The organism is Candidatus Culexarchaeum yellowstonense (assembly GCF_024707025.1).
Classification (GTDB): Archaea; Thermoproteota; Methanomethylicia; order Culexarchaeales; family Culexarchaeaceae; genus Culexarchaeum.
In genome coordinates this window covers 1-7,424 of sequence record NZ_JANGFQ010000076.1, presented here as the reverse complement: position 1 = coordinate 7,424, position 7,424 = coordinate 1, and the positions used below count along the sequence as shown (strand labels likewise).

Sequence of the window (7,424 nt, the reverse complement as noted above, 5' to 3'; positions counted from 1 at the left end):
AGGATTAACTGGGGAGAAAATCTCCTCCTCTTCAAAAAGCAAAGAAGAAATCTTTATCCCATACTTATCCCAAATCTCACTCTCCTCCTTCCCCAAAAGATCAAATCTCTCCCTTATGTCCGGTAAATTCCTCGCAATTATCAACAAATCATAATCGCTATCCTCCCTCGCATAACCCTTAACCCTCGAACCGAAAAGAACAATGGAAACCAGATTCCCACCAAGCTTTTCCTTACAAGCTTCAACAAACTCCCCCAAAGCTTCCCTTTCCCTTTTCGTTAACCTCATACCCCCCTCACCAAAATACCCTTCAAAAACAGCCTCCAAAACAATTAAAATCAAGATGATCCTCCCTTCCTCCAATTTGCTTACAGAAATATCTTAACTTCAGCTCAATTTATTATTTGCTCCCTCATCCCCCTTTAAAGTTAATCTACAAAGGCTTAAATCATATAGTTTGTTTAAAAGATTTGTTTGTGAAATCCCTATGCCAAGAGAATAGGCATACGCCAATACTTTTTGGCAAAAACTTATATTCATCAACTAACCTCAAATAAAAATAATTGTGCATAGTTTCTCGGAAGAACTTAAAAATTTCGTGCAATCCCTCGAACTTGCAGCGGAACTTGCGAGTAGCGTACTAGAGGTAATCTCTAAATACATAGATATGGAGAAATTGAGGGAAGAAGATCCACATAGAATTCTGAAAGTCATCATGAACTTGATACTCCGAGTAGGAGGAATCACGCTCAGCGACTTAAAACTCTACAAAGAAGTAACATTAGACAAGTATGGAAAGGAAGAGTTGCTGGGAGAATTAGTTGAGATAAAGAAAGTTAAGGATATTTCCACTAATACCATACTCTACCTGGAAGCAGAAATAGAATTTAAAGGTAAACGTATAGAAGCAGTATTCCTAATATACGTTGACGCAAATTACAAACTGCAACCAATAAAAATCTGGGTGAGATCAACACCATATGAATGGATGGAAAAAATAGAAGATATCATAAGGAAATATGGAGAAAAAGTATTCATAACAATCCTACAAAACCTCCTAGAAAAGATCTTTAAAATTAAAATATAGGAAAAATTGGGAGTTTAAATATTTCTAATTCGCGACAAAATTCTCTTAGCTTCATCAGTTAAACGGAAATACTTCACAGCCACAGCATAACCCTTTGAGGGGTTCATAAGCTTAAATTCACCTTCAACAAGCCCATACTGCAACAATCTCGATAAATGATAAGACACCAACTTCCTATCCACATCCACCCCCTCACCTTTCAACCTCTCCACAATCTGATTAACATAAAGAGACCCCTCCCTCTCCAAAACCCTCAAAATCCTCAACCTCAGAGGATGAGTAACAATATACAACTTCTCCTCCTCCATAAAAACCACCCCATTTCCATAAGGAAAAATTTTCCCCATACCCCTATACAGCATTCCACATTAAAAATCTATCTATTAATAAACTTTTCCCTCCTCACCAATAAAAGGGAACTTAGGAAAAAGACAATATAAAACCAAAGGGAATGTACCATCGAATGCTACCTTAATTGATTTAATCTTAACATACAGCTATTTCATTACAACAATACGCCCATTTTTCTGAGTTTCTTCTTGTATATTATGATTTGAGGACTATTACAATTGATGGTGTGGTGCTTATCGTTATTGTGATGGAATCGATTTTGAAAATGCCAATGTACTTTGAGATTATCTTCCAGATGGTTGTGAGAAAATTTGATAATTATTGAGCAAGTTGCTGGGGACAATCTTAAACTTCTGAATGACACTGGAAACTGAGGATAAGACGGTTGTCACATTTGAGAGTAGAGAACCCTTGCATCCATCACAGCAGCCCTCACACTAGGCTGAAACTCCAAAACCTCAACGCTAAGCCTGGGAAGACTTCTCAAAAGTAATGCAAAGAAACACTTGTTTAATATAAGTTACATTAAATATGCGGTGTCTGGATCAAGACATTCTATACACCGTGAATTCCACAATCCAATATGGCTTGAATTGAGCTAAAACAATGTATATTTTAAAGCCACTAGCAATAAGCTCTCGAATAAGCTCCTCTTGCTTATCCGATAAAGCAATAGCTCCATGAAATGAAGATTTAAGCTCAATTATAGCCTTCTCTACCAATACCATCTCAGCATTAACCTTCTTTCAACATCATCTAAGTAATATTCTTATTGCATTCCTGTATCGCCCACCTAACTCACATGTAAGTTTCCAATTGAGATCTTCAAAATTGGAATTCTTAGGATGGGAAGATTTATGAATTGTTTACAACTAAGTGATAAATGGTGATGTGCATGGTGATTTTCAGAATAGGAGGTAAAGATTACGATATTACCGAGAAGAAAATCGAGGAAGTTTTGGAAAAATTGGAACCAGAACCTCTTAAGGGTGCTAGAAAATACTACATAGAATATAAGGGTAAACGATATCCCATCAAACAAGTAATTGCAGCAGTAACGGGGCTACCAAGAATAGGATTCACAGCCAGAGATGCATATAGAGTCCTAACAAAACTCGGCTTCGAAGTCAAAGAACTAGGAAAACAGAGTCTATAAAGTGACCGTGTAACTATGCAAATAGAGAACGAAGAGTTTTACAAAGACTTATAAATCTTCAAAACAACTTGGGAAGAAGCTCTCCAAAGTAAGTTCCAATATACCTTTGGACAACTCTTGAAGCAAGATTCAAACACTTCTCAACAATTTCTTTCCCCGGAGCCTTCCCTTCATGAACAACTCCATTACGAACCTTGTGGAGAAATTCTTTGAGGAACTTAAAGGAGGCAAGGTTAGCGTCATTGTAAGGTAGCCGACTTACTAGGCTTAAAGAGATTGTTTTTATGAAAATGTGGCACTAGAACATATTCAAGAAGATATTCCTTCCACCTTTTAATTTTAAAGGCAAAAACGGAATTAGGTTGATTAAGGAATAGTCTCTTTCAGTTTAATACCAAATTTCTCGAACGCTTTAAATAAATCGTCGAAGAATAATGTAAAGTCCTCCATGACCTCATACCAAGGGTCTACCCCTATTACTTCTTCTTTCCTTTTTAATAGTTTGCCAATACTTTTCCACCATTCTACAAATAGGGAAGAGAGCACCCCAAAAAGACGGGTAGTTATAGACATTGTTAATATGATCCTGTCATTTAATTTAAATGATAATGTCTTAATGGTAAGTCGTATTACCCCCTTATAATCATAGAAGAACACAATGTATTCACGTTTCACACCATGATTCTTAAAGTAAATTTCCTTAAATGCCTTCAATTTATATTTCTCCGCTGAAAAACTCAAAACGCTACTTTTCAATGATTCCTTCCAATTTTTACCTTCAGCAATGCTCATAACTAATGTCGTGTTTGCACAATATCCTCCTAGTACAATATGATAAAGTACATTTGATAGAAAAAGAAAAAGCAAAAGTATTGCAGTAAGCATTGCGAGTTCGTACATCATAATATCATATGCTTCATGTCGAAACATTGCATCAATTACCTTGCTAAATAAAATTGCTAATGCAAGTGAATATAATAATGACGTGAAAAAGCGGTGTTGCTGCTCTATCCTGTCAGCTATATACTTAGCAATTTTCCCACTACCTTTCCAGTATCTACTTTCATTATTTTCTTCAAAGGCAGTATAACCATGCAAAGAAAAACACCATCAGTCGTAATAATATGATGAATATAAATCTCTTACGTTTAGCATCACTCCAATTTCTCATGAAATTTCTTGACAAAAATACTTAACATTTAAAAGTAACCACAAGAGTTAGTGTAAAGTGATGTCGGAAGATAAAGTTTTGTGGATATGTCATTTTTGCGGTAAAAAGTGGGAGGCACCTGTTGGGCTCATTATAAATTCTGTTAGAAAACATCTTCAAATTATGCATAATTTTGATGAAAAACGAATGGAACCTATTTTAAATTCACTTAGAGAAAAGATTAAACATGAACGATTACGTTCAATAATGAGAAGACTTCAGACAGAAATATGAGATTGTTGAAATATACATAAAATAAAATGATTATGTTGAGTCATTTTCCCAACATAAAATTTTAAGTAATTTCTAGTGAAAGGAATTATGTTGAATTGAAATGTTTAGGAAGTTCATGGAGGAGAGGTTGAAGAAGGGCCTTATACTTAGGAAGTTGAGGAAGCAGATGTTTAAGGTGTCAACGAAGATTATTAATGCTGCTGGTTTGGATGCTTCTCTATGTAGTGATATTGAGGGTTGCAAGAGCCATATCGTAGTATTCTCACCATTCCTAAACCTTACACGTGTAAAACTATTCCTCTCAACACCCAGGGGTGTAGTTGATGCCTTGAAGAGAGGGGTTAGAGTTGTCGTGGTTACAAGGCCTGCAGTTAAGAAGTGGGTTGGAGACCCAGATGAGCATAAGGAATGTATAAAGACACTTACAGAGGCTGGTATAAAGGTTGTGGAAATTGAGGCTTTACACTTCAAAGCAGTAATAATAGATGATGAAGTAATATACTTAGGCTCCATAAACATACTAAGCCTCCTACCAATAGAATACTACCCACCAGACTACATGGTAAGATTTGAAAGCGAAGCCCTAACAGATGAAATAATCGAAAACGTAATTGGAAGAAAGAAGTATGAAGAAATAATAGGATAATGCCAGCTCTCAATCGAGCTTGATCCTTAAGATTGCAGTCACTGAGATTTCTTAATGTTATTGATAAACTGGAAAAAGGTGGAGTTAATTTGTTAAGTATTGCTTGACTAGTTTTCTGAATTCTTGTATTGCATTTTCGTTGCTTGGAGCTAGATTATCAATTACACTTATGGTTGTTAGTTCCTTTTTAATGTTAATTGGCACTGGCTTCATTGATGCAAGTATCATATTAGTAGGCTTATACTTCTCTAAATATGGGCATTTTTACTCACTTTAACCCATTATTCAAACATTTCTTCACAATTCTCTATAAGAGTTGTTAAGAATTGTAAAAAAATGGTTTGCAGTTTGTCCCGTTTTCACTCTGAAAGTAATCTTCTAGCTACCGCTATTGTCAGGATCTTCACTCCTATAATTAACGCTTCTTTATTGAACGTAATGTTTGGGTTGTGTAACCCTGGCGTAAGGTCGGCGCCTACCCCCAGATACGCGGTCTTTAGCTGCGGATACATTTGCTTGTACACATGGAAATCCTCACTTCCTGAGGTGTAGAGGTATTCTATTAAACCTTCTGGTCCCAGTACTTCTTTAATAGCTTCTGCCAGGTTCTCAACGGACCCTTTATCGTAGTCAGCTCCTGGAACAGAGCCTAGGAGTTTAAATTCTACTGTCGCGCCTATCGCTGCCGTAGCGCCTTCGCAAGCAGTTTTTAGCTTACTTATGAGCTCTTCCATTAACTTGTTTGTCTTAGCACGCAGGTTCACAACTAGAGTTACTTTATCTGGAATGATGTTGTGGGCTGTCCCACCTGAAATCATCGTTGGTGCAATTGACCACGGTTGAGTTGGATCCAACCATATCGCGTTGGCAGCCAGTACAGCAAGCGCTGCGCCAACGATGGCGTTCACGCCCAGGTGTGGGCGTGCTCCGTGAGCGGGTTTTCCGCGTATAGTGATTTCGAGTGTGGCTGCTCCTCCATGCCAAAGTGCCGGTGTCGCCTGCCCGAGTCTTGCCTCTTGAATTGGACGTAGATGGACTCCGTAGAGTTCATCGAGACCTTCAACGGCTCCGGCTTTCGCCATTTTCTCAGCACCGAACAGCGTTTCTTCTGCAGGTTGGAAGATAGCACGTATCTTCCCGCGCTTAACAAGTCCCAGCTTTTTGAGAATTAACATTGCCCAAAGCACCATTGTAGAGTTAGCATCATGTCCACATCCATGTGAGTAAAACGTTTCTCCTTTCTCGTTTTTGAAGGGGAGTGCATCCATGTCGGCTCTCAACCCTATGCTGGGGCCTGGCTCTGATCCGGCCAATTCAGCTATAAAACCTGTCTCTGTAAGCTCTTTAACGGGAATTCCTGCTTCTTCCAGCCGGGTCTTAAGATATGTTGAAGTCTTATGTTCTTGAAAGCCCGGCTCCGGAATTGCGTGCAAGTCCTCAAAAGTCTTCAGAATTGCCTCTCGATGTGCTTCCACGGCTTGTACAACGCTTTCAACAAGTTGCTTGGTGACGCGAGCCATTTACATCACTCCCATGAACAGCAGGATCATTCTCATAATGGCCATGGCTACCAATGCGTTAACTATTGCTATCACGAATATATGACCCCAATACTTAGGTGGGGTCCCTATTACTGTGAGCGCTCTTCCCTGGTACTGTATTAACGCACCCATGAGAAGTATAGCTGGCGTGAGTATGGCCATGTGAGCGTTTGTCAGCACACCAGCCTTATAGAGGCTTAACGCTACCCCCATGCCACCGCCCATGCTCATGAAGGACGCTATTAAGACCATTATAGCCGCCCCTGGTAAACCCCAGAGGCCCATTATGGGACCAAGTGCGACACCTATGAGGTTAAGCACTCCTGTTATATCCAGTATGTAGATGATTAGGAAGGCCATCATAACGTTGGGCAATATGTATTTTACTCCTATATCCCATCCCCTTCTCATGCCGTCAATGAACGCTTCGTATATCTTGGTGCCCTTAATTTCCCCAGTATACAGCGTGGCTTTCCCCGCTTGCACAGACGCTTGTGTTTGCACCCGTGTCTGCTCCCTCCTCTCCTCTGACTTGCCTCCTCTGAACTTTAGATAAAGTCTGAATATGTTGGCTCCAAAGAATTTCATTGCAAATATCACTGCTAACACCGTTACTGGAGATACCCCTGCCGCAATTAATGCTGGAAACGCTAGTGCGCCAGTCGAGAAAAAATTTGTGATCGTGCCGTCGGCGCTGAATTGAAAAGTGGCAAATATATCTCTCTCTTTATCGTTAATTAAACCAGCATCATATAGTTGCTTAGTCATGGCAGCGCCGGCATCGGTGCTTTGAAAGCTACCTAACATGGCTAAGCTGCAGTACCCTGGGATTCCCAACAGCGGCTTGAGGAGTGGGGTTAGAAGCCTCTGTCCGGCAAGCAAGGCACCGAAATAGTCGAACACGGCTATCAACCCCAAAGCAGTCATCACTACTGGTATCAGTTGGATGGCAAATACGAATCCGTCTCGTACGCTAGCACCACCGGTTCCGCGAAAATCGTAGGATTTTCCATCACCCCCAGGTATTTTCCCAAAGCTACCGAGTAGATTCGAAAAATCGAAAACTTTCACCCAGTCAGTTCTTGTTGAGAACACGCCTGAGAAGAGGACCAGCGCCAAGATGAGGGCTACGTAACCATACCATTTCACCTCAATTTTCCCCACTTCCATAACTTCACCCCCATTCGTATAAGCTACTG

8 protein-coding genes and 2 pseudogenes are annotated in these 7,424 nt (G+C 39.7%); 3 read left to right on the top strand and 7 right to left on the bottom strand.

Features of this window, described 5'->3' with window-relative positions; genetic code table 11:
• Window positions 1–342, bottom strand: a 342-nt coding sequence (locus MRT15_RS08055) for a nucleotidyltransferase domain-containing protein (protein WP_304329566.1), incomplete at its 3' end; no start/stop codon positions are given.
• 223 nt (window positions 343–565) lie between these two features.
• On the opposite strand from MRT15_RS08055, the gene MRT15_RS08050 reads away from it, so the two are divergent.
• On the top strand, window positions 566–1,087 hold the full coding sequence (locus MRT15_RS08050) for a hypothetical protein (RefSeq protein WP_304329565.1): 522 nt from the start codon (window positions 566–568) through the stop codon (window positions 1,085–1,087).
• Between the two features lie 14 nt (window positions 1,088–1,101).
• On the opposite strand, the gene MRT15_RS08045 is transcribed toward MRT15_RS08050, so the two are convergent.
• Both MRT15_RS08045 and MRT15_RS08040 read right to left on the bottom strand, forming a co-directional pair.
• The gene (locus tag MRT15_RS08045; protein ID WP_304329564.1) at window positions 1,102–1,395 is read right to left on the bottom strand and encodes a helix-turn-helix transcriptional regulator; all 294 of its coding nucleotides are present in this window, start codon (window positions 1,393–1,395) and stop codon (window positions 1,102–1,104) included.
• A 588-nt stretch (window positions 1,396–1,983) separates the two neighbouring features.
• On the bottom strand, window positions 1,984–2,166 hold the full coding sequence (locus tag MRT15_RS08040; protein ID WP_304329563.1) for a hypothetical protein: 183 nt from the start codon (window positions 2,164–2,166) through the stop codon (window positions 1,984–1,986).
• A gap of 167 nt (window positions 2,167–2,333) precedes the next feature.
• Between MRT15_RS08040 and MRT15_RS08035 the strand changes: the two genes are divergently transcribed.
• Complete coding sequence (locus tag MRT15_RS08035) at window positions 2,334–2,594, top strand: hypothetical protein (protein WP_304329562.1); 261 nt, start codon at window positions 2,334–2,336, stop codon at window positions 2,592–2,594.
• A 366-nt stretch (window positions 2,595–2,960) separates the two neighbouring features.
• Here the strand turns inward: MRT15_RS08035 and MRT15_RS08030 are convergent, their stop codons facing one another.
• The gene (locus MRT15_RS08030; protein WP_304329561.1) at window positions 2,961–3,692 is read right to left on the bottom strand and encodes a hypothetical protein; all 732 of its coding nucleotides are present in this window, start codon (window positions 3,690–3,692) and stop codon (window positions 2,961–2,963) included.
• A 446-nt stretch (window positions 3,693–4,138) separates the two neighbouring features.
• On the opposite strand from MRT15_RS08030, the gene MRT15_RS08025 reads away from it, so the two are divergent.
• Window positions 4,139–4,684 (top strand): phospholipase D-like domain-containing protein, encoded by a 546-nt coding sequence (locus tag MRT15_RS08025; protein WP_304329560.1) that lies wholly within the window; start codon window positions 4,139–4,141, stop codon window positions 4,682–4,684.
• A gap of 359 nt (window positions 4,685–5,043) precedes the next feature.
• On the opposite strand, the gene MRT15_RS08020 is transcribed toward MRT15_RS08025, so the two are convergent.
• The 3 genes and pseudogenes from MRT15_RS08020 to MRT15_RS12595 form a co-directional block, all read right to left on the bottom strand.
• Window positions 5,044–6,204, bottom strand: a complete 1,161-nt coding sequence (locus MRT15_RS08020) for an amidohydrolase (RefSeq protein ID WP_304329559.1) — start codon at window positions 6,202–6,204, stop codon at window positions 5,044–5,046.
• Window positions 6,205–6,606, bottom strand: a pseudogene (locus MRT15_RS12600) (hypothetical protein); the annotation flags it as partial.
• A 162-nt stretch (window positions 6,607–6,768) separates the two neighbouring features.
• Window positions 6,769–7,395: pseudogene (locus MRT15_RS12595) on the bottom strand (nucleoside recognition domain-containing protein); the annotation flags it as partial.
• Between the last annotated feature and the right edge of the window lie 29 nt (window positions 7,396–7,424).

Excerpts from the sequence above, each read along its gene's own strand:
- MRT15_RS08045 (WP_304329564.1), bottom strand. The coding sequence starts at position 1,395 with ATGGAGGAGGAGAAGTTGTATATTGTTACTCATCCTCTGAGGTTGAGG.
- MRT15_RS08040 (WP_304329563.1), bottom strand. The coding sequence starts at position 2,166 with ATGGTATTGGTAGAGAAGGCTATAATTGAGCTTAAATCTTCATTTCAT.
- MRT15_RS08035 (WP_304329562.1), top strand. The coding sequence starts at position 2,334 with ATGGTGATTTTCAGAATAGGAGGTAAAGATTACGATATTACCGAGAAG.
- MRT15_RS08025 (WP_304329560.1), top strand. The coding sequence starts at position 4,139 with ATGTTTAGGAAGTTCATGGAGGAGAGGTTGAAGAAGGGCCTTATACTT.
- MRT15_RS08020 (WP_304329559.1), bottom strand. The coding sequence starts at position 6,204 with ATGGCTCGCGTCACCAAGCAACTTGTTGAAAGCGTTGTACAAGCCGTG.